The organism is Actinokineospora sp. PR83 (genome assembly GCF_021056305.1).
Taxonomy (GTDB): Bacteria; Actinomycetota; Actinomycetes; order Mycobacteriales; family Pseudonocardiaceae; genus Actinokineospora; species Actinokineospora spheciospongiae.
The window spans coordinates 119806-140233 of the sequence record NZ_JAJCXD010000065.1; the positions used below are offsets into that span (position 1 = coordinate 119806).

General features: G+C 73.1%; 17 protein-coding genes. 6 read left to right on the top strand and 11 right to left on the bottom strand.

Features of this window, described 5'->3' with window-relative positions; genetic code table 11:
* Positions 1-230: 230 nt before the first annotated feature.
* Both secG and L6E12_RS22045 read left to right on the top strand, forming a co-directional pair.
* Positions 231-470, top strand: a complete 240-nt coding sequence (gene secG / locus L6E12_RS22040; RefSeq protein WP_035287676.1) for a preprotein translocase subunit SecG — start codon at positions 231-233, stop codon at positions 468-470.
* Positions 471-560: 90 nt separating this feature from the next.
* Positions 561-902 carry an RNA polymerase-binding protein RbpA gene (locus L6E12_RS22045; RefSeq protein ID WP_035287678.1) on the top strand — a complete coding sequence of 114 codons (342 nt, stop codon included), beginning with the start codon at positions 561-563 and terminating at the stop codon, positions 900-902.
* Between the two features lie 63 nt (positions 903-965).
* Here the strand turns inward: L6E12_RS22045 and L6E12_RS22050 are convergent, their stop codons facing one another.
* On the bottom strand, positions 966-2360 hold the full coding sequence (locus tag L6E12_RS22050) for a sensor histidine kinase (protein ID WP_236229814.1): 1395 nt from the start codon (positions 2358-2360) through the stop codon (positions 966-968).
* A gap of 136 nt (positions 2361-2496) precedes the next feature.
* Here L6E12_RS22050 and pabB point away from each other — a divergent pair, with 136 nt between their 5' ends.
* Entirely contained in the window at positions 2497-4548 is a 2052-nt protein-coding gene (pabB, locus tag L6E12_RS22055; RefSeq protein ID WP_236229815.1) for an aminodeoxychorismate synthase component I, read from the top strand.
* A gap of 10 nt (positions 4549-4558) precedes the next feature.
* Here the strand turns inward: pabB and L6E12_RS22060 are convergent, their stop codons facing one another.
* On the bottom strand, positions 4559-5554 hold the full coding sequence (locus L6E12_RS22060) for a sigma-70 family RNA polymerase sigma factor (protein WP_236229816.1): 996 nt from the start codon (positions 5552-5554) through the stop codon (positions 4559-4561).
* A gap of 66 nt (positions 5555-5620) precedes the next feature.
* Between L6E12_RS22060 and L6E12_RS22065 the strand changes: the two genes are divergently transcribed.
* Positions 5621-6445: an alpha/beta fold hydrolase gene (locus L6E12_RS22065; protein WP_236229817.1), complete on the top strand. Its 825-nt coding sequence runs from the start codon at positions 5621-5623 to the stop codon at positions 6443-6445.
* A 115-nt stretch (positions 6446-6560) separates the two neighbouring features.
* Positions 6561-7823: an MFS transporter gene (locus L6E12_RS22070; RefSeq protein ID WP_236229818.1), complete on the top strand. Its 1263-nt coding sequence runs from the start codon at positions 6561-6563 to the stop codon at positions 7821-7823.
* Positions 7824-7833: 10 nt separating this feature from the next.
* Here the strand turns inward: L6E12_RS22070 and L6E12_RS22075 are convergent, their stop codons facing one another.
* Positions 7834-8142, bottom strand: a complete 309-nt coding sequence (locus L6E12_RS22075) for a helix-turn-helix transcriptional regulator (RefSeq protein ID WP_236229819.1) — start codon at positions 8140-8142, stop codon at positions 7834-7836.
* Positions 8143-8238: 96 nt separating this feature from the next.
* On the opposite strand from L6E12_RS22075, the gene L6E12_RS22080 reads away from it, so the two are divergent.
* Positions 8239-9417, top strand: a complete 1179-nt coding sequence (locus L6E12_RS22080; protein ID WP_236229820.1) for an MFS transporter — start codon at positions 8239-8241, stop codon at positions 9415-9417.
* Between the two features lie 12 nt (positions 9418-9429).
* Here L6E12_RS22080 and L6E12_RS22085 read toward each other — a convergent pair whose 3' ends face one another.
* The 8 genes from L6E12_RS22085 to tkt all read right to left on the bottom strand — a co-directional run bounded on the left by L6E12_RS22085 (position 9430) and on the right by tkt (position 20316).
* A complete protein-coding gene (locus L6E12_RS22085) occupies positions 9430-10956 on the bottom strand; it encodes a hypothetical protein (protein WP_236229821.1) in 1527 nt (508 codons plus the stop codon).
* A gap of 42 nt (positions 10957-10998) precedes the next feature.
* Complete coding sequence (locus L6E12_RS22090; protein ID WP_236229822.1) at positions 10999-11841, bottom strand: ATP-grasp domain-containing protein; 843 nt, start codon at positions 11839-11841, stop codon at positions 10999-11001.
* A gap of 191 nt (positions 11842-12032) precedes the next feature.
* Positions 12033-12761 carry a 6-phosphogluconolactonase gene (pgl, locus tag L6E12_RS22095; protein WP_236229823.1) on the bottom strand — a complete coding sequence of 243 codons (729 nt, stop codon included), beginning with the start codon at positions 12759-12761 and terminating at the stop codon, positions 12033-12035.
* A complete protein-coding gene (gene opcA, locus L6E12_RS22100) occupies positions 12758-13861 on the bottom strand; it encodes a glucose-6-phosphate dehydrogenase assembly protein OpcA (RefSeq protein WP_236229824.1) in 1104 nt (367 codons plus the stop codon). The genes pgl and opcA overlap by 4 nt, the downstream gene beginning before the upstream one ends.
* Complete coding sequence (gene zwf, locus L6E12_RS22105; protein WP_236229825.1) at positions 13858-15393, bottom strand: glucose-6-phosphate dehydrogenase; 1536 nt, start codon at positions 15391-15393, stop codon at positions 13858-13860. Before zwf ends, opcA begins: the two co-directional genes overlap by 4 nt.
* Positions 15390-17018, bottom strand: coding sequence for a glucose-6-phosphate isomerase (locus L6E12_RS22110; protein WP_236229826.1), 1629 nt, complete (start codon positions 17016-17018; stop codon positions 15390-15392). Before L6E12_RS22110 ends, zwf begins: the two co-directional genes overlap by 4 nt.
* A 74-nt stretch (positions 17019-17092) precedes the next feature.
* Positions 17093-18199 carry a transaldolase gene (gene tal / locus L6E12_RS22115; protein ID WP_236229827.1) on the bottom strand — a complete coding sequence of 369 codons (1107 nt, stop codon included), beginning with the start codon at positions 18197-18199 and terminating at the stop codon, positions 17093-17095.
* Positions 18196-20316, bottom strand: a complete 2121-nt coding sequence (tkt, locus tag L6E12_RS22120; RefSeq protein WP_236229828.1) for a transketolase — start codon at positions 20314-20316, stop codon at positions 18196-18198. Before tkt ends, tal begins: the two co-directional genes overlap by 4 nt.
* Between the last annotated feature and the right edge of the window lie 112 nt (positions 20317-20428).

A 20428-nucleotide genomic window follows, 5' to 3' on the forward strand; every position in this document is an offset into this window, starting at 1 on the left:
TGGACGACGGGTGCGGGGTGCTCCGAGTATCGGCCCAGTTTGTTCCGAATCACAACAAATTCGCCCGAATGGTCCAGACCACCCAGGTGGTGCACGTGCGTCCGCACGGGCTTCGGCACCGGCGGCAAAAGGGTGGCGGAACTGCGGGACTTCCGTTGTGGGGCGGTGGTCGAACTCGGCGCGGTCACCAGGTAGCCTGTGTTCTCCACCGTCTCGACAGCGAGGATGAAATGACTGCTGTTCTGATCCTGCAGATCGCGCTCATCGTCACCAGCCTGCTGCTGATCCTGCTGGTGCTGCTGCATCGCGGTCGGGGTGGCGGCCTCTCCTCGCTGTTCGGGGGTGGGATGCAGTCGAGCCTCTCCGGTTCGAGCGTCGTCGAGAAGAACCTGGACCGGATCACCCTGTTCGTGGGCTCGATCTGGATCATCTGCGTCGTCGGCCTCGGGCTGCTGGTCAAGGTTTCCTGAGTGCGCCCCCACCATGGGGGCGTTTCGTTTTCCGTGATCCGGCGTGGGCATGGCGCCGGGTCGAATCACGCGGTGGGGGTGTGAACATCAATGGCCGGTGGCAACGCGATCCGGGGCACCCGGGTCGGTGCTGGTCCGATGGGTGAGTCCGAGCGCGGTGAGTCGGCGCCCCGTCAGCGGGTGTCCTACTGGTGCGCGAACGGGCACGAGTCCCGTCCCTCGTTCGCCCTGGAAGCCGAGCGGCCCGAGTCGTGGGACTGCCCACGGTGCGGTCTCCCCGGCGGGCTGGACGAGCAGGCGCCGCCCAAGGCGCCGCGCAACGAGCCCTACAAGACGCACCTGGCGTACGTGAAGGAGCGTCGCTCCGACGAGGACGGCGAGGCCATCCTCGCCGAAGCCCTCGCCAAGCTGCGCGCCAAGCGCGAGCTGTAAGCACCACGCGCCAGACCCCGCTCCCCGGATCCCGGGAGCGGGGTCTCGTGCGTTCCGGCCCGCTCAGCCGACCAGCGGGTAGGTGGCGCGGACGCGGAAACCGCCCTCGGCGGTGGGGCCCGCGTCGAAGGTGCCGCCGAGCAGGGTGGCCCGCTCGCGCAGCCCGAGCAGGCCGTGCCCGCCCGAGGGCAGCCCCGGGCCGCGGCGGCGCCGGGGGCGGTCGTTGTGCACCTCGACCAGCAGCGCCTCGCCCGAGGTGCGCACCCGGACCGAGGCGCGCGAGCCCGACGCGTGCTTGCGGACGTTGGTCAGCGCCTCCTGCACCGTCCGGTACGCCGCGCGCGAGACCGGCCCGGGCAGTTGCTCCGGTGAGGCGTCGATGGCCACGTTGATCTTGACGTCGCCGTCGACGACCAGGTCGCCGACCTCCTCCAGGCCCGGCTGGGCGTCCACCTCGTCCCCGCCGGAGCGCAGCACGCCGACCAGCTCGCGCAGCTCCTCCAGGGTGCGGGTGCTCAGCAGGCGGATGGTCTCCGCGCCCTCGCGGGTCTCGTCGTCCCCGGCCCCGACCTGGAGCGCGCCCGCCTGCATGGCGATCAGCGTGACCTGGTGCGACACCACGTCGTGCATCTCCCTGGCCAGCTTCGCCCGCTCCGCCGAGCGCACCGTCGCCGCGTACAGCCGCTTCTCCCGCTCCCGGCTGCGGTCGAGCTGCCGGATCCGGGCGAACAGCTCCGAGCGCATGGTCACCAGCAGCCCGATCGCCAGCGGCATCCCGGCCACGAGGACGCCGTAGATGGCGTCGAGGATGTGCTCGCGCCAGGTCGTGGCGACGAAGTCCGCCCACGGCCACACCACGAACCGCGACACCCAGACCAGCACCGCGCCGACCCAGGTGCGCCAGCGGGCCTTGTCCAGCCTGGCCAGCGTGCCCAGCGCGATCATGGCCGCGAGCTGGGCCCAGCCGTAGAAGAAGCCGGGGATGGCGACGAGCAGCGCCACGAACGGCACGTGCCTGCGCAGCAGCATCGCGGGCACCGCCAGCCAGGACAGCCAGATCGACCACGGCGGTGCGTCCGGCGGGATCACCAGCCACACGTCCAGTGCCGCGACGACCATCGCCAGCAGGTCGCCGAGCAGACCGCGCAGCACCCGGTTGGCCCGCAGCGCGGCGGGCCAGCGCGGCCAGCGCAGCGCGATCCGGGGCAGCAGGTCGGCGGGGCCGCCCTGCTGTTCGGAGGGGCCGAGGACGTCCGGGGTGACCGCGTGCGCGACCAGGGCCGCACCTCCTCGTTCGGCAGCGGTCCCGGGGGTGGCCCGGTCCACTGTGCTCTCGGTGCTGCCGGGCTGTCCGTGCAGCTCAGACCGGTCGTGGGCGCCCGCGCGCTGCTCGGGCACCGGTTCGGGGACGGTAGCATCACGGTCGCCCCGGGCGGGTCCGCTCTGTCGCTGTGGCATGGCTCGCCTCCTGCGGCGCGACGTGCTGCTCGGTCTCGTCACCAATCAAGAGCAAGGACGCCAGGCGGGGGGACGTCGGGTTACACACAACTGTGCGTCAGCAAATCCACAGTTGCCGTTCAGCGGGAGGGGCTCGGTGCGCACCCTGGTCGTCGACAACCACGACTCGTTCACGCACAACCTGGTGCAGGCGCTGGCCGTCCTCGACGGGGTGCGGCCGACGGTCCTGCGCCACGGCGAACCGTGGGACCCGGCCCGGCTCGCCGACTTCGACAACGTCGTCGTCGGCCCCGGTCCCGGTCACCCCGCCACCCCGCGCGACCTGGGCCTGAGCCGGGCGGTGCTGGAGCTGGCCCGGCAGCCGCTGCTCGGCGTGTGCCTGGGCCACCAGGGCCTGTGCCTGCTCGCGGGGGCGCGGGTGGGACCGGCGCCGGAGGTGCGCCACGGCAGGCTCTCGGCCGTGCGCCACGACGGCCGCGACCTGTTCGCGGGCATCCCGTCGCCGACCGGGGTGGTGCGCTACCACTCGCTGTCCGTCCACGACGTGCCCGCCGACCTGGAGGCCACCGCCTGGAGCGACGACGGGGTGCTGATGGGCGTGCGGCACCGGCACCGCCCCGCCTGGGGCGTGCAGTTCCACCCGGAGTCGATCTGCACCGAGCACGGGCCCGAGCTGCTGGCCAACTTCCACCGCCTGTCCCTGGCCTGGCGCGAGGAGCACCCGAGGGAGACCGCCGTCGCGGTGGCGCGCCCGCAGCCGCCCCCCGCGCCCGCACCGCCGCGGCGGGTGGTGGTCGAGCGGCTGACGCTGCCGGTCACCGCCGAGGAGGTCTTCGCCGAGCTGTACCGCGACTCCCCGCACGCGTTCTGGCTCGACAGCGCGGCGGGCGGCGGCTTCTCCTTCCTCGGCGACGCGAGCGGCCCCCTGGCCAGGACCGCCGCGGCCGACGTCGGCACCGGCCTGGTCCGGGTCACCGACGCGGACGGCCGGGTCGAGGTGGTGGCGGGCCCCTTCTTCGACTGGCTCGACCGCGACCTGGCCGCGCACCGCGCGCACGCCCCGGACCTGCCGTTCGGCTTCGCCCTCGGCTGGGTCGGCCACCTCGGCTACGAGCTGAAGGCCGAGTGCGGCGGCGCCCGCGCCCACCCCGCCCGCGACCCGGACGCCCAGCTCGTCTTCGCCGACCGGGCCGTGGCCGTCGACCACGGCACCGGCGAGCTGCACCTGCTGGCCTTCGCCGGGGACGAGCGGTGGCAGACCGACACCGCCGCCCGCCTCGCCGCCCTGGCCCGCCGCCCCCGCGCGGCCGGGCCGGAGGGCACCGGGCTGGTCCCGACCGGGCCGCTGACCGCCCGGCACGACCGGGCCGCCTACCTGGCCATGATCGCCGAGTGCCACGCCGCGATCGACCGCGGCGAGAGCTACGAGGTCTGCCTGACCAACCAGCTCACCGCCGCTGCCGACACCGACGTGTGGACCGCCTACCGGCACCTGCGCCGGGCCAGCCCGGCGCCGTTCGGCGCGCTGCTGCGGTTCGGGCCGTTGTCGGTGCTGAGCACGTCGCCGGAGCGGTTCCTGTCGATCACCGCCGCCGGGGCGGTGGAGTCGCGCCCGATCAAGGGCACCCGCCCGCGCGGCGCCACCCCCGAGGCCGACGCCGCCCTGCGCGCGGAGCTGGCCGCCTCGGAGAAGGACCGGGCCGAGAACCTGATGATCGTGGACCTGGTGCGCAACGACCTGGGGGTCACCGCCGAGACGGGGTCGGTGAGCGTGCCCGGCCTGTTCGAGGTGGAGACGTACGCGACCGTCCACCAGCTGGTCAGCACGGTGCGCGCCCGGCTGGCCCCGGACCGGTCCGCGGTGGACTGCGTGCGCGCGGCGTTCCCGGGCGGCTCGATGACCGGGGCGCCCAAGGAGCGCACGATGGAGATCCTCGACCGGCTCGAAGGCGGCCCGCGGGGGGTCTACTCCGGTGCCATCGGCTACTTCGCCACCACCGGCGCGGTGGACCTCAGCGTGGTGATCCGCACGCTGGTGGTCCGCCCTGGCGAGGTGTCCTTCGGCGTCGGCGGCGCGGTCACCGCACTGTCCGACCCGGACGAGGAGTTCGAGGAGACCGCGGTCAAGGCCACCACCATGCTCGACCTGCTCGGCACGGTCTTCCCCGGCCGGGTGCCCGCCCCGTGACCCCCGCGGGTCAGGGCAGCGCGGTGGGCAGCCCGAACGCGGCGAAGTGGGCTGCGCCGATGAACGAGGTGACCTCGGCGATCCGGTCGCCGCGCAGGGTCAGCACGTTGATCGCCCAGGCCGTGTGCTCCGCGGCGGTGTCGTCGCGCAGGTAGGCGGCCACCGCGGCCTGGCCGTTGGCCGTGACCGGGACGTGCCGCCAGGAGCCGCAGGTGCTCAGCGGGACGCGCGTGGCGAAGTCCACCACCGCGTCCAGCCCCCGGTACCAGTGCGGCAGCGGCGGCATCGACCAGGTGACGTCCTCGGTCAGCAGCGCCACCAGGGCGTCCGCGTCGCCGCGCTCCAGGGCGGTGGCGTACCCGGTGACGACCTCGCGCAGCCGCACGTCGCCGATCACCCGCAGGGTCTGCTGCTGGCTGGGCACCGGGACCCGCTCGGCCACGACCTTGCGGGCCCGTTGCAGCGCGGAGTTCACCGAGGCGGTGGAGGTGTCCATGACCCCGGCGATCTCGGCGGCGGAGAAGCCGAGCACCTCGAACAGCAGCAGCGCCGCCCGCTGGTTGGCGGGCAGGTGCTGCACCGCGGCGACGAACGCCAGCTCCACGGTCTCGCGCTGCTCGTAGGCCGCGCCCGGCTCGTCGGCGAACGGTTCGAGCCAGGCCACCTCGGTCAGCGGGGTGTCGCCGAGGACGGCGTGGGTGCTCGACGGCCCCAGGTCCACCGGCAGGGCGCGGCGACCGCGCGACCGCGCGGTGTCCAGGCAGGTGCGCGTCGCCACGGTGTACAACCAGGACCGCAGCGTGCCCCGGCCGGTGAACCCGGTGAGCCCGCGCCAGGCCCGCACCAGCGCGTCCTGCAAGGCGTCCTCGGCGTCGTGGGTGGAGCCCAGCATCCGGTAGCAGTGCGCGTGCAGCTCGCGGCGCAGCGGTTCGACGAGGCGGGTGAACGCGGTGTCATCGCCATCGCGGGCGCGCGCCAGATCATCGATCTCGACCAGGTCGCCCATGACCGATGATTCTGCCCGACCGGGCCGGTCACACCTGGTGCACAGCAGGTTTCCCAGGAGGCTCACATGAACGACACCACCACCGTGACCGGCTCGACACTGCGCGTACCCGACGGCGAGCTGTACCACGAGCGCCGCGGCTGCGGCCCCCTCGTCGTCCTGGTCGGCGCCCCGATGGACGCCCACCCGTTCGCCGGGCTGGCCGACCTGCTCGCCCCCGACCACACGGTGCTCACCACCGACCCCCGCGGCATCAACCGCAGCCGCCTGGACGACCCCGACCGGGACTCCACCCCCGAGCAGCGCGCCGACGACCTCGCCCGCCTCATCCGCCACGCCGACGCCGGTCCCGCCGTGGTCCTCGGCTCCAGCGGCGGCGCGGTCAGCGCGCTGGCGCTGGCCCAGGCCGAACCGGGGCTGTGCCGGGTGGTCATCGCGCACGAGCCCCCGCTCACCCGCCTCCTCGACGACCACGAGGACCTGCGCGCCAGGACCGAGGACATCATCGCCACGCACCGGGCGGGCGACCCGCTCGCCGCGGGCCGCAAGTTCGTGGCCCTGGCCAACCTGGACCTGCCGGAGGAGTTCATCGTCGAGATGTTCGGGGGTCCCCGCACCCCGCAGGAGGCGGCGGACGCGGACTACCAGAACAATCACATGCTGCGCCCCACCACCGCCTGGGTCCCCGACCTCGACGCCCTGCGGGCGAGCCCGGTCCGCCTGCTTGTCGGTCTCGGCGAGGACTCCACCGGCGAGCTCTGCGAGCGGACCTCCCTGGCGCTGGCCGCCGCGCTGTCCACGACCCCGACGTACTTCCCGGGCGGGCACGTGGGCTTCGCCGAGGACCCGACCGCCTTCGCCGCCCGGCTGCGCGAGGTCATCGCGGGCTGACGCACCGCCCGTGGTGCCGCCGGGGGAGCGGCACCACGGGCGTCCACCGGTCGACGGGCCACCCCGAGGACCCCGCGGGTTGACAGGTGATCATCGGCGATGCCACCTTGAGTTGGTGCGACTCAAGTTTTCTTCTGGCTTGTTCGTCAACAACGCCGACTTCCGGCGGGTGTGGACCGCCGACACCCTCAGCCAGTTGGGCGGGCAGGTCAGTGTCGTCGCCGTTCCGCTGGTGGCGGTGGTCGTGCTCGACGCCTCGACGTTCGAGGTGGCGCTGCTGAGCGGGGTGCGGGCGTTGGGCTTCCTGCTCGTCGGTCTCCCGGCGGGCGTGTGGTGCGACCGCCTGCGCCGCCGACCGGTCCTGATCACCGCGGACCTCGCGGCCGCGGCGGTCCTCGGGTCCATCCCGGTGGCCGCGCTCGCGGGCGCGCTGACCCTGCCGCACCTCTACCTGGCGGTCTTCCTCACGGGCCTGTGCAGCGTCTTCTTCGACGTCGCGCACCAGTCGTACCTGCCGTCCCTGGTGGGCCGGGACCAGGTGGTCGACGGCAACGCCAAGCTGGAGGCGAGCCGCACGGTCGCCTCGGTCGTGGGCCCGTCCGCGGCGGGCGGGCTGGTCCAGTGGCTCACCGCGCCCCTCGCGCTGGCGGTCGACGCGCTGAGCTTCCTGTGGTCGGCGGCGTGGCTGTCGAGGGTCGAGGCGGTCGAACCCCCACGGCCCCAACGGGCCCGGTCCAGCCTCCGCTGCGACCTGGCCGAGGGCGTGTCGTTCGTCTGGCGGCACGCCACCCTGCGCACCATCACCCTCAACTCCATGACCGCGGTCCTGTTCCTGGCCGCGCGCAATGCCCTGGTCGTCGTGTTCCTGGTGCGCGACCTCGGCCAGTCCGCGGGGGCGGTCGGGCTGCTGCTGTCCGCGGGCGGGATCGGGGCCGTGGCGGGGGCGTTCCTGGTGGCGCGCGTGGCCCGCCGCTTCGGGCAGGTGCGCGCGATGCTCGGGTCCGCCGTCCTCGGCGCCGCCTCGGGGCTGCTGATCCCGCTGACCGCGTCCGGCCCCGGGCTGGCCTTGTTCGCGGTGGGCTCGTTCGCGGGTTCGTTCGGCGTGGTGGTCTACAACGTCATCCAGGTCAGCTTCCGGCAGCGGCTGTGCCCCGACCACCTGCTGGGCCGCATGAACGCCACCGTGCGGTTCCTCGTGTGGGGGGTCGTCCCGCTCGCCGGGCTCCTCGGCGGCGCGCTCGCCACCGCGACCGGGCTGCGCGCGGCGCTGTGGGTCACCGCTGTCGGCGGGCTGCTGGCGCCGCTGTGGCTGTTCTTCTCACCACTGCGCTCCCTGCGCGACTTCCCCGCCGCGGAACCGGAGGCCACGCGGGCCTGACCCCGCGGGGTCAGTGCGGGGCGTTGAGGATGCCGTCGAGCAGGCCGGGGTAGAGGGCGTCGAGGTCGTCGCGGCGCAGGGTGGTGACGCGGGCGGTGCCCTCGGGGCGGACCCGGACGACGCCCGCCTCGCGCAGCGTGCGGATGTGGTGGGTGCGGGTCGACTTGCTGATCGGCAGTTCGATGGTGCCGCACGGGGTGCCCTCGGGCAGCGTGGACAGCTCGCGCACGATCGTCAGCCGCATCGGGTCGGCCAGCGCGTGCAGCACGGCCTCGATCCGGATCTCGGCCCGCTCCGGGTGCGGCAACTCCTCGGTCACCCGTCCATGATACGAAATTCATCGTAGTTCGACCAGAGACGTACTACGATCCCCGTCGTACCAAGTTCGGATCGACCAGCCGTCCCCGGGAGTGCCATGTCCGCCCGCATCCACCTGCTCGCCGTCGGTGCCTTCACCGTCGGCTCCAGCGGGTACATCGTCTCCGGCGTGCTGCCCGCCGTGAGCCGCGAACTCGACGTCTCCACCGCCACCGCGGGCCAGCTGGTGACCGTGTTCGCCATCGCCTACGCCATCGCGTCCCCGCTGCTGGCCACCGCCACCGGCCGCTGGGAGCGGCGCACCCTGCTGGTCGCGGCCCTGGGGCTGAGCGCACTGGGCAACCTGCTCGCCGCACTGGCCCCGAACTACGCGCTGCTGCTCGTCGCCCGGGTCGTCAGCGCGCTCGGCGCGGCGGTGTTCACCCCCGTCGCCACGAACGTCGCCACCGTCCTCTCCCCGCCGGACCACCGCGGCCGCGCGGTCGCCACCGTGTTCGGCGGGCTCACCTTCGCCCTGATCATCGGTGTGCCCGCGGGCAGCCTGCTCGGCGACCCGATCGGCTACCGCGGGGTGTTCGCCCTGGTCGCGGGCGTGTCCGCGCTGGCGGCGGCGGCCACCTGGATCGGCATGCCCCGGGTGGCCGCGCCCCCGCACGTGCCGATCCGCGCCCGCCTGGCCGCCGCGGCCGACCCGCGCGCGCAGCTCGTGCTCGGCATGACGGTGGCGGGCTGCCTCGCGGCGTTCGCCGTGTTCACCTTCATCGCCCCGCTGCTCGCGGCCACCGCGGGCGTCAGCGGCACCACCCTCAGCGTGCTGCTGCTCGTCTACGGCCTCGGCGGCGCGGTCGGCAACAGCCTCAGCGGCAGGCTCACCGACCGCTTCGGCAGCAGGCGCCCGCTGCTGGTCGTGTTCACCGCCTTCACCGTCGTGCTCGCGACGCTGCCCCTCACCGCCACGACCACCGCGGGGGCGGGCATCGCGCTGTTCGCGTGGGGGCTGGTGACCTGGTCGGTGAACCCGCCGATCCAGAACTGGCTGATCGAACTGTCCCCTTCGGACAGCGGCCTGCTCCTGTCGGTCAACGCCTCCGCCATCTACCTCGGCGTCGGCCTGTCCGGCCTGTTCGGCGGCTTCGTCATCGGGACCGCGGGCATCCTCGCCCTGGCCCCGATCGCCGCGGTCGTCGGCGCGCTGGGCCTCGTGCTGCTGCTGTTGGCCGCCCGCGCGTCCCGCCGCGCGGAGGTGGTGGCGCCGCTCGAACCGGTGGCCGCCTGACCCCGCTCCCGGTCAGGCGACCCCGTTCGCGGGCCTGCCGTTCCCGCCACCCGCGGGGACCGGCTCCGCGCCCGGCGCCTCGACCGCGTCGGATTCGTCGGGCGTGTCGGACGCGGAGCGGCGGCGCACGGCGGTGACGACGGCGACCACCGCGGCGCCGACCAGCGCCAGGAGGGTCACGTCGAACAGGTAGGCGGCGAGCCAGACGTGCTTGGCGACCTCGAAGTACCCGTCGCCGAGGATCGCGAGGGCGACCACGCCCAAGCCGGTCAGGGCGGCGGCGCCCGCGGTGCGGCACAGGACCGTGAGCGCCCGGTTCGCGCGTCGGAACAGCGCGAACACACCCGCGAGCAGACCGAGGACCGCGACCGCCCACGGCTTCCACGGCAGCACCACCGACGACAGCCACGCGCGCAGGCTCTCCCGGTCCGCGCCCTGGCTGCCGGTCACCGTGGGGGGCAACGGTTCGCGCTCCACCCCCGGCGACCACGTCCGCGACGGGAGGTAGGCGAGGTCGCGGCTCTCGGTGGCCACCACGCCGACCGACAGCGCGGTCAACGCCGCGCCGGGGTGGGCGGCGAGGACCTTCCACGCCTGGGTGCGGTACTCGCTGCTCTTGGGGATGAGTTCGTCGGCGCCGGGCACACCGCCGGGACCGTTGGGGAAGTAGGCGTTCCCCGCGTAGGACTGGGCCTCGGGGGTGATCCCCAGCTCAGCGGTGGCACCGGGGATCTCTTCGAGCACAACGGTGTAGACGAGGTTGAAGGTGTTGACACCGGTGTAGGAACTGTCCTGCCACTGCAGCGTGGCGGTCAGCGGACCGACCGCCGCCACCGCCGCGGCGACGGCCACGACGGGCCCCGCGATCCGGCTCTTCCACCCGCGCGCGCCGAACCGCACGACCGCGCACACCAGCACCGCCACGGCCAGCACCGGCGCGAACGACGGCTTCGCCGTCCCCGCCACCAGTCCGCCCGCCCCCACCAGCACCAGCGCGACCGCCCGCTCCACCCGGTTCCCCGGGTCGGTGACGACCGCGACCGCCAGGCCGCACAGCAGCGCGTAGGCGCCCACCAGGCCGGGGGGCTCGGTGAACGTGGACACGAAGAACCGGGTGAAGTCGACGTTGAGCAGCGGCACGGCGGCGGGCAGCAGCACCAGCGCCCACGCCAGACCGCGCTTGGTCACCGCCCAGACCGCCACCCCGGTGACCAGGGCGACCGCGATCGCGTAGACCCACCCCAGGCGGGTCAGCGAGAACGGGTCCTCACCCGCCGCGGCCAGGCGCAGCGCGGGCAGCGCCGACGACGGCTGCGGCTGCGGGCACGCCTCCCCGCGGTCGAAGTCGACGACCACGCCGCCGAGCCAGTTGGACCCCTTGGTGGGGGTGTCCGGGAGCAGCCCCGCACCGCAGTACAGGCGAACACCGTCCCCGTTGTCCCCGGCACCGGTGGGAGTGCTCCCGAACAGGCCGAGGGTGAGCACGATCCCGAACAGCATGACGACCGCGGTGGAAACCGCCACAGACAACCGGTGCACTGGTCCGAGCGTAGCCGGTCGATCACGGCCTCCTGAGCGGACTCATCGTTTTGCCAGCGCGCTCAGAAACTCGTCAGGTCCGAGGGTGCGGGGCCGGTCGCTGACCTGACCGTCACCCACCTCGACCAACCGCCACACCCCATCGGCCCGCCGCGCGAAGTCGGCGGTGACGAACGGCACCCCCAACCCCGCGACCAGGGGCCCGGCACCACCGAGGTCGAACCCGGCGGGGAGTTCGTCCGGGGTGTCCGGGTGCGCCCCCACCAGAAGGCACTCACCGTCGACCCACCAGGTGCGCACCTCGGCGGCGGCCAACTCCTCGAACCGGCGCAGCACGAACCCGCCGACCATGTCCTCGTCGCGCAACTCGCGGAACCGAGCCGCCACCGCCCAGGCCGCGTCCGCGTCGGCCAGGTCCGGGATGTACGCGGCCTCGTCCCAGTGGTGCTTCATCGACTTGCAGTAGTCGCGCAGCACCGCAGGTCCCCCGCCCAGCTCCACCCGCGCCCGGTCGAACGCACCCCGGTCGGCGCCCACCGTCCACACTGACCGCGGCGTGACCTCGGCGAGGTCGGCGTACCACTCGGGCAGTTCGTGCGCCCGCCGGTACTGCTCCGCGCTCGTCCGCACCACCACACCCCGCCGCAGCAGCGCCTCGGCGAAGTCCGCGTACCGATCCGCGGTGAGCATCCAACCCCGGTAGACGGCCGAACCCGACCCACGCACCCGGCGCACCGCCTCCTCCGCCCCACCGGGCCGAGCAAGCGCATCGTGGTCGACGAGGGCCACCTCCAGCCCGACCGCACGAGCCGCCTTAGCCTCCGGAGCGAAGTGCTCATCAACACGGCGGGGGTGCAGCACGTCGGCGGGGACCAGCAGGATCATGCCCCCATCGTGCCCCATGGCCCCCGACCGACCACCCTGAATCGCACCAGCCGCAGCCGCCGACCACCCCACCGACCGGCGGCCGACCACCCACCCACCCGTGAACCACCACCAAAGTCCCAGCGCTTTCAAAGCACAGAACGCAGAGCGGGGGCCAGGGAAAACCCCGGCCCCCGCTTCACAACACAACCTCAGTCCTGCTTCACCTCGGCGGCAGCCGCCTCGTCGAGGAACCACACCGTCGCATCCCGTCCCCGAGCACCGGCCGCGGGGATCTCCGCCTCCGGCACCCCCGCCAACGCCTTCCCCACGGCCTCCGCCTTGGCCGCCCCGGTGGTCATCAACCACACCTGCGACGCCAGCCGCGCGGTCGACAGGGTCAGGCTGACCCGCGTGGGCGGCGGCTTCGGGCAGTCCCGCACCGCCACCACGACGTCCGTCGAGTGCACGGCGGGGGAGTCCGGGAACACCGACAGCGTGTGCCCCTCCTCGCCGACGCCGACCAGCAGCACGTCGAACTCCGGGGACTCGCCCAGCAGTTCCGCGTACGCGGCGGCAGCGGCGTCCGGGTCGTCGCCGAACCTGCCGTCGGAGGGGGCCATCGGGTGGACCCTGGCCTGGTCGACCGGGACGTGGTCGAGCAGGGCCGCGCGGGCCTGGGTCTCGTTGCGCTCCGGGTTGCCCGCGGGCAGGAAGCGCTCGTCGCCCCAGTAGATGTCCACAGTGGACCAGTCCACCGCCGACGCCGCCGTGCGGACGGCCTCCAGGACGGCGATGCCGGTGCGGCCACCGGTCAGCACCAGCGACGCCGTGCCCTTCGCGGCCTGGGCGGCGGCCACCGCGGCCAGCAACCTGGTCGCGACCGTCGCCGTGAGGTCCTCGGCTTCGGGGAAGACGACGACCTCGGTGCCGCCGGTCACGACGACGCCTTCGCCTTGGCGCGGGTGGTCGCCGCGCGCCGCGGGGTCGCCTTCGCCTCGGCGTCGCCGGTCTTCGCCTTGGACTGCGAGACCTGGTGGGCCCGCGCCGCCGACGGCTTCGGGTCGGCGGGCGGCGCCTCCGCGGCCCGCTCCGTGGCCGGTCGGGTGCGCGCCGACGCCCGCGCCCGGACGATCTTGGTCAGCCCCTTGAGGGTGTCCTCGTAGATCTCGTCCGGGTCCAGCCTGCGCAGCTCCTCGGCCAGGCAGTCGCGCACCTCGCGGCGCTGCAGCGCCACCCGGCGGGCGGGCTGCCCCGGCTGGGTCAGCGTTCCGACCTTGCCGTCCGGGCGGGTCAGCTCGATCGAACCGGACTTGCGCTCCAGCACCACCGAGATGATGCCCTCGCCGTCGGTGGCCTTGACCCGCTTCACCGGCACCCGCAGCGTGTGCGCCAGCCAGCCCGCGAGCAGGTCTGTCGACGGCGAGTCGCCCTCGCCGGTCACCGCGGCCGCGGTGACCTTCTCGAACGGCGGCAGGTCCATCGACGCCGCCAGCACCGCCCGCCACAGGGTCAGCCGGGTCCAGGCCAGGTCGGTGTCGCCGTCGGAGTAGTACCGCTGGCGCACCTCCAGGGCCTTGATCGGGTTCTTGTCGGTGGCCGAGTCGGTGATCCGCCGCTGCGCCAGCCGCCCGATCGGGTCCTCGGCGGGCTTGGCGGGCGCCTCGAACGGCCACCACGCCACCACCGGGGCGTCCGGGAGCAGCATCGGGATCACGCAGCTCGCGCCCTCGTCGGCCAGCGCGCCGTAGAGCCGCAGCACGATGACCTCGGAGGCGCCCGCGTCGCCGCCGACGCGGATCTGCGCGTCCAGTCGGGCCGCGGCCCGCTTGGCGCCGCGGGCCACCACGATCACCCGGCACGGGTGCTCGCGGCTGGCGTCGTTGGCCGCGTCGATCGCGTCCTCGGTGCGCTCGCCGTCGTCGGTGACGATGACCAGGGTCAGCACCCGGCCCAGCGTGGTCGCCCCGCCCAGCTCGCGCACGTGCAGGAGCTTGGAGTTGATCTGGGCGGTCGTCGTCGAGGGAAGGTCTACGATCACGGTCGCCTCCAGTGCCTGCCGTCGCGGGCCAACATCTTGTCCGCGGAGTCCGGTCCCCACGTGCCCGCGGGGTAGCTGTCCGGCTTGCCCGCCGACTTCCAGTGCTTGAGCACCGGCTCCAGGATCTCCCAGGACAGCTCGACCTCCTTGTTCACCGGGAACAGGGAGGGCTCGCCGAGCAGCACGTCGAGGATCAGCCGCTCGTAGGCCTCCGGGGACGCCTCGGTGAACGCGTGCCCGTAGGAGAAGTCCATCGACACGTCGCGCACCTCCATCGCGTTGCCCGGCACCTTGGAGCCGAACCGCAGGGTCATGCCCTCGTCCGGCTGCACCCGCACCACCAGGGCGTTCTGCCCCAGCTCCTCGGTCGCGGTGGCGTCGAAGGGCAGGTGCGGGGCGCGCTTGAAGACCACCGCGATCTCGGTGACCCGGCGGCCCAGGCGCTTGCCGGTGCGCAGGTAGAACGGCACCCCCGCCCAGCGCCGGGTGTTGACCTCCAGCGTGATGGCCGCGTAGGTCTCGGTGGTGGAGTTCTTGGAGAAGCCCTCCTCCTGCAACAGCCCCGGGACCTTCTGCCCGCCCTGCCAGCCGCCCGCGTACTGCCCGCGCGCGGTGGTCTCGCCGAACGGCCCGACCGGCTTGGTCGCCTCCAGCACCTTGATCTTCTCGGTGCGCAGCGCGCCCGGCCGGAAGGAGACCGGCTCCTCCATGGCGGTGAGCGCCAGCAGTTGCAGCAGGTGGTTCTGGATCACGTCGCGGGCCGCGCCGATGCCGTCGTAGTAGCCCGCGCGCCCGCCGAGGCCGATGTCCTCGGCCATGGTGATCTGCACGTGGTCGACGTAGTTGGCGTTCCAGATCGGCTCGAAGAGCTGGTTGGCGAAGCGCAGCGCCAGCAGGTTCTGCACCGTCTCCTTGCCGAGGTAGTGGTCGATGCGGAACACCGACTCCTCGGGGAAGACCGCGTTGACCACCTTGTTGAGCTGGTGCGCGCTGGCCAGGTCGTGGCCGAACGGCTTCTCGATGACGACCCGGCGCCACTCCTCCGGGTTGTTCGCCTTCGCCAGGCCGGAGCGGGCGAGCTGCTTGGTCACCACCGGGAACGCCCCCGGCGGGATGGACAGGTAGAACGCGTGGTTGCCGCTGGTGCCGCGCAGCTCGTCGAGTTCCTTGACGGTGGCGGCGAGCTTGTCGAACGCCGCGTCGTCGTCGAAGGAGCCCTGCACGAACCGGAAGCCCTCGGCGAGGCGGTCCCAGACCGCCTCGCGGAACGGGGTGCGGGCGTGCTTCTTGACCGCCTCGTACACGACCTGGCCGAAGTCCTGGTCGGCCCAGTCGCGGCGGGCGAAGCCGACGAGCGAGAAGCCCGGCGGCAGCAGACCGCGGTTGGCCAGGTCGTAGATCGCGGGCATCAGCTTCTTGCGCGACAGGTCACCGGTCACGCCGAAGATCACCAGGCCGCACGGCCCGGCGATCCGCGGCAGCCGCTTGTCCCGCTCGTCGCGCAGCGGGTTGTTCCACGTCCGCTGGCTCACCCGCGCACCTCCGCCAGGGCCGCGACGAGGTGCGCCAGGCCCGCGGCCCGGTCGGTGAAGTGCAGCCGCAGCACCGGCCTGCCGTGCTCGACGAGCACCTGCCCGTCGCCGAGTGCCTGCGCGTGCTGGAGCACGCCGAGGGTGTACGGGCGGTCGGGGACCTCCAGGTCCTGCTCCACCACGCCGGTGACCTGCAGGAAGACACCGTTCTGGTGCCCGCCCTTGTGGTACTGCCCGGTGGAGTGCAGGAACCGCGGCCCCCACCCGAAGGTGGTCTGCAACCCGGACTTGCGGGCGATCTCGGTGCGCAGCAGCACCGCCGAGGCGTCGTCGAGCCGGTCCAGGTAGGCCTGCACCGACACGTACCCGCCCGCGGGCGCGGCGGACAGCAGCGCGTGCACGGCGTCGGCGACGGTGCCCGTGCCCTCCGGCAGCAGGCCCTCGGAGGCGTACACCTCGACCGGGCCGTCCACCAGGGCGGGCTCGTCGTCCTGCTCGTCCCCGGTGGAGTCCAGCAGGGCGCGGGCGGCCTTCTTCGCCGCCTCCACGTCCGGCTGGTCGAACGGGTTGATGCCCAGCAGCCTGCCCGCGACCGCGGTGGCGTACTCCCACAGCAGCATCAGGCCGCCGAGGCTGCCCTCGGTGGCGATCCGCGCCGCACCCGCGGCCGGGCCGATCGCCACGGCGGTGGCGTCGGAGCCCGCGTCGTGGAAGCCCGCGGCGTCCGGGCCGTCGACGACGACCGGCAGCAGGCCGGTGCCGTTCTTGCCGGTGGACTCGGCCACCAGTTGCTCGGCCCAGTCGCCGAAGCCCTTCACCGCGGACCCGGTGTCGGCCAGCACGACCTTCTCCGCGCCGCGCGCGTGCGCGGCGGCCAGCGCCGCGCCCAGCACCAAGCCGGGGTTGTCGGGGGAGTCCACCGACAGCTTCTCCGCCGCCGCGGCGGCCTCGTCGAGCAGTCCGGCCACGTCCGCGCCCGCCAGCCCGGCGGGCACCAGCCCGAACGCGGTCAGCGCCGAGTACCGGCCGCCCACGTGCGGGTCGGCCTGGAAGACCCGGCGGTACCCGGCCGCCACCGACGACTCCTCCAGCGGGGAGCCGGGGTCGGTGACGACCACGATCCGGCTCGCCGCGTCGATGCCCTCGGCGGCGAACGCCTTCTCGAAGATCCGGCGGTGGCTGTCGGTCTCCACTGTGGACCCCGACTTTGACGACACCACGATCACCGTTCGCGACAGCTCACCGGCCAGCGCGTCGGCCACCTGGCCGGGGTCGGTGGTGTCGAGCACGACCAGCGGGACGCCCGCCGTGCCCGTGATGACCTCGGGGGCCAGCGACGACCCGCCCATGCCCGCCAGCACGACCCGGTCGACGCCCTCCGCGCGCAGTTCCGCGCGGAGGGCGTCGATCTCGGCCAGCAGGGGGCGGGAGGAGTCGTGCAGCGTGGTCCAGGACAGCCGGATGGCCGCCTCGGACTCCGCCTCCGGTCCCCACAGGGTGGGGTCCTGCGCGGTGAGCTTGGACGCCACCTGATCGGTGACCAGCCCAGCCACCAACGGCGTCGCCTCCTCGGCGAGCCGCTGGTCGAGCAGGGTTACTGCGACATCTCCGGGGTGCTCTGCCATGTGTGGCGTCAGCCCTCTCCCTGATTCCTCTTGTTCAGACGGGCACTGTGTTTGCCCGCTGTTCTTCCGCTGTCCTACTTGGCGCTGTCCAACTGACCCTTGACGGAGTCGAGCAGTTCCTGCCAGGACTTCTCGAACTTCTCCACGCCCTCGACCTCAAGGGACTTGTAGACGTCGTCCACGTCGATCCCGACGGCGCTGAGCTTGTCGTAGACCTCCTGGGCCTCGGCGGCCTTGCCGGTGACCGCGTCACCGGTGATCTTGCCGTGTTCGGCCACCGCGTGCAGGGTCTTCTCCGGCATCGTGTTGACCGTGTCGGCCACGACCAGCTCGTCGACGTACATCGTGGGCGAGTAGTCCGGGTTCTTCACCCCGGTGGAGGCCCACAGCGGGCGCTGCTTGCGCGCGCCCTGCGCGGCCAGCGCCTCCCAGCGCTCACCGGAGAACGCCTCCTCGAACGCGGCGTAGGCGAGCCGGGCATTGGCCACGGCCGCCTTGCCGCGCAGCGCCTTGGCCTCGTCGGTGCCGATCGCGTCGAGCCGCTTGTCGACCTCGGAGTCCACCCGGGACACGAAGAACGACGCCACCGAGTGGATCGTGCTCAGGTCGTGGCCGTTGGCCTTGGCCTGCTCCAGGCCGTCGAGGTAGGCGCCCATGACCGCGCGGTAGCGCTCCACGGAGAAGATCAGCGTGACGTTGACGCTGATGCCCTCGGCCAGGGTCGCGGTGATCGAGGACAGGCCCTCGACCGTCGCCGGGATCTTGATCAGCAGGTTCGGCCGGTCGACGGTCTTCCACAGCTCCTGCGCCTCGGCGGAGGTGGCCTCGGAGTCCGCCGAGATGGTCGGGCTGACCTCGATGGACACCCGCCCGTCCACGCCGTCGGTGGCGGCGTGCACGTCGCGGAACAGGTCGCAGGCGTTGCGCACGTCGGTGGTGGTCAGCTCGCGCACCGCCTGGTCCAGCGTCGCGCCGCGGGCGGCCAGCTCGCGCACCTGCTCGTCGTAGGCCTCGCCGTCGGCCAGCGCACTCGCGAAGATCGTCGGGTTGGTGGTCACCCCGACGACGTGCTTGTCGCGGATCAGCTCGGCCAGGTTGCCCGACTTGATCCGCTCGCGGGACAGGTCGTCCAGCCAGATCGAGACACCGGCGTCGGAGAGCTTCTTCAGGTTGTCGGTCACTGGGATCCTCCAGTCGCTTCGAGCGAGCGGCGCGCCGCGTCCACGACGGCCTCCGTGGTCAGTCCGAACTCGCGGTACAGGGTCTGGTAGTCGGCCGAGGCGCCGAAGTGGTCGATCGAGACGACCTCGCCCGCGTCGCCGACGAACCGGTGCCACGGCTGGGCGATGCCCGCCTCCACCGCGACCCTGGCCTTGACCGAACCCGGCAGCACCGAGTCCCGGTAGTCGAGGTTCTGCGCGTCGAACCACTCGACGGCGGGCATCGACACCACGCGGGTCGGGATGCCGTCGGCCTCCAGCACCGCGCGCGCCTCGACCGCGATCTGCAACTCCGAACCGGTGCCGATCAGCACCACCCTGGGGTTGCCGTCGCTGGCGTCGGCCAGCACGTACCCGCCCTTGGCGACGCCCTCGGCGGCCTTCTCCTTCGTGCCCTCCAGCACCGGCAGGTTCTGCCGGGTCAGCGCCAGGCCGACCGGCTGCTGGTGCTGCTCCAGCGTCGCCTTCCACGCCGCGGCGGTCTCGTTCGCGTCGCCGGGGCGCAGCACCACCAGGTTCGGGATGGCGCGCAGCGCGGCCAGGTGCTCGATCGGCTGGTGCGTCGGGCCGTCCTCGCCCAGGCCGATGGAGTCGTGCGTCCACACGTAGGTGACCGGCAGGCCCATCAGCGCGGCGAGCCGCACCGCCGGGCGCATGTAGTCGGAGAACACCAGGAACGTGCCGCCGTAGGGCCGGGTCGGGCCGTGCAGCACGATGCCGTTGAGGATCGAGCCCATGGCGTGCTCGCGGATGCCGAAGTGCAGCGTCCGGCCGTAGGGGTTGGCGTTCCAGTGCGCGGTCGCCGACGACGTGGGGCCGAACGAGTCCGCGCCCTTGATCGTGGTGTTGTTGCTCTCGGCCAGGTCGGCCGAGCCGCCCCACAGCTCCGGCAGCAGGCCGCCGATCGCGTTGAGCACCTCGCCGGAGGCCTTGCGGGTCGCCACGCCCTTGGCGTCGGGCTCCCAGCTCGGCAGCGCCTCGGCGAAGCCCTCGGGCAGCTCGTAGGCGCTCGCCCGGTCCAGCAGGGCCTTGCGCTCCGGGTTGGCCGCGGCCCACTTGTCGAACGCCGCCTCCCACTCGGTGCGGGCGGCCTTGCCCCGGTCGCCGACCGAGCGGGTGTGCGCCAGGACGGCCGGGTCGACCTCGAAGGTCTTCTCCGGGTCGAAGCCGAGGATCTTCTTGACCGCGGCCACCTCGTCGTCGCCGAGGGCCGAGCCGTGCGCCTTGCCGGTGTTCATCAGGTTCGGCGCCGGGAAGCCGATCACCGTGCGCAGCAGGATGAACGACGGCCGGGTGGTCTCGGCCTTCGCCGCCTCGGCCGCGGCCAGGATGCCGGTGACGTTCTCGCCGCCCTCGACCACCTGCACGTGCCAGCCGTAGGCCTCGTAGCGCGCGGCCACGTCCTCCGACAGGGCGATCGCGGTGTCGTCCTCGATGGAGATCTTGTTGTCGTCGTAGAACACGACGAGGTTGCCCAGCTCCTGGCGGCCCGCGATGGACGAGGCCTCGGAGGTGACGCCCTCCTCGATGTCGCCGTCGGAGGCGATGACGTAGACGAAGTGGTCGAACACGCTCTCACCCGGCGCGGCGTCCGGGTCGAACAGGCCGCGCTCGCGGCGCGCGGCCATCGCCATGCCGACCGCGGAGGCCAGGCCCTGGCCCAGCGGCCCGGTGGTGATCTCCACGCCGTCGGTGTGCTTGTACTCCGGGTGCCCCGGGGTCTTCGAGCCCCACGTCCGCAGCGCCTTGATGTCCTCGATCTCCAGGCCGTAGCCGGAGGTGAAGAGCTGCAGGTACTGCGTGAGGCTGGAGTGCCCGCAGGACAGCACGAACCGGTCGCGGCCGATCCAGTGCGGCGCGGCCGGGTCGTGGCGCATGATGCGCTGGTAGAGGGTGTAGGCGAGCGGCGCGAGGCTCATCGCCGTGCCGGGGTGGCCGTTGCCGACCTTCTGCACGGCGTCGGCGGCGAGGACGCGGATGGTGTCGACGGCCCGCTTGTCGAGATCCGACCAGTCATCCGGCACCGACGCGCGGGTGAGTTCGGACAGGTCGCTGGGCACTTCACTGCTGACGGACACGGACTTCGGCTCCCACTTCCACAGTCTCGGCGGGTCGTGGCGCCCAGTCTTCCGCATCGGGTTCTAGATCGATCCCGCAGGCGGGTGACAAGGTTCGACCCGCAGTTCATCC

What these genes read in the sequence shown, in the direction of transcription:
- secG (WP_035287676.1), top strand. Translation starts at nt 231, where the DNA reads ATGACTGCTGTTCTGATCCTGCAGATCGCGCTCATCGTCACCAGCCTG.
- L6E12_RS22045 (WP_035287678.1), top strand. Translation starts at nt 561, where the DNA reads ATGGCCGGTGGCAACGCGATCCGGGGCACCCGGGTCGGTGCTGGTCCG.
- L6E12_RS22050 (WP_236229814.1), bottom strand. Translation starts at nt 2,360, where the DNA reads ATGCCACAGCGACAGAGCGGACCCGCCCGGGGCGACCGTGATGCTACC.
- L6E12_RS22060 (WP_236229816.1), bottom strand. Translation starts at nt 5,554, where the DNA reads ATGGGCGACCTGGTCGAGATCGATGATCTGGCGCGCGCCCGCGATGGC.
- L6E12_RS22065 (WP_236229817.1), top strand. Translation starts at nt 5,621, where the DNA reads ATGAACGACACCACCACCGTGACCGGCTCGACACTGCGCGTACCCGAC.
- L6E12_RS22080 (WP_236229820.1), top strand. Translation starts at nt 8,239, where the DNA reads ATGTCCGCCCGCATCCACCTGCTCGCCGTCGGTGCCTTCACCGTCGGC.
- L6E12_RS22090 (WP_236229822.1), bottom strand. Translation starts at nt 11,841, where the DNA reads ATGATCCTGCTGGTCCCCGCCGACGTGCTGCACCCCCGCCGTGTTGAT.
- L6E12_RS22110 (WP_236229826.1), bottom strand. Translation starts at nt 17,018, where the DNA reads ATGGCAGAGCACCCCGGAGATGTCGCAGTAACCCTGCTCGACCAGCGG.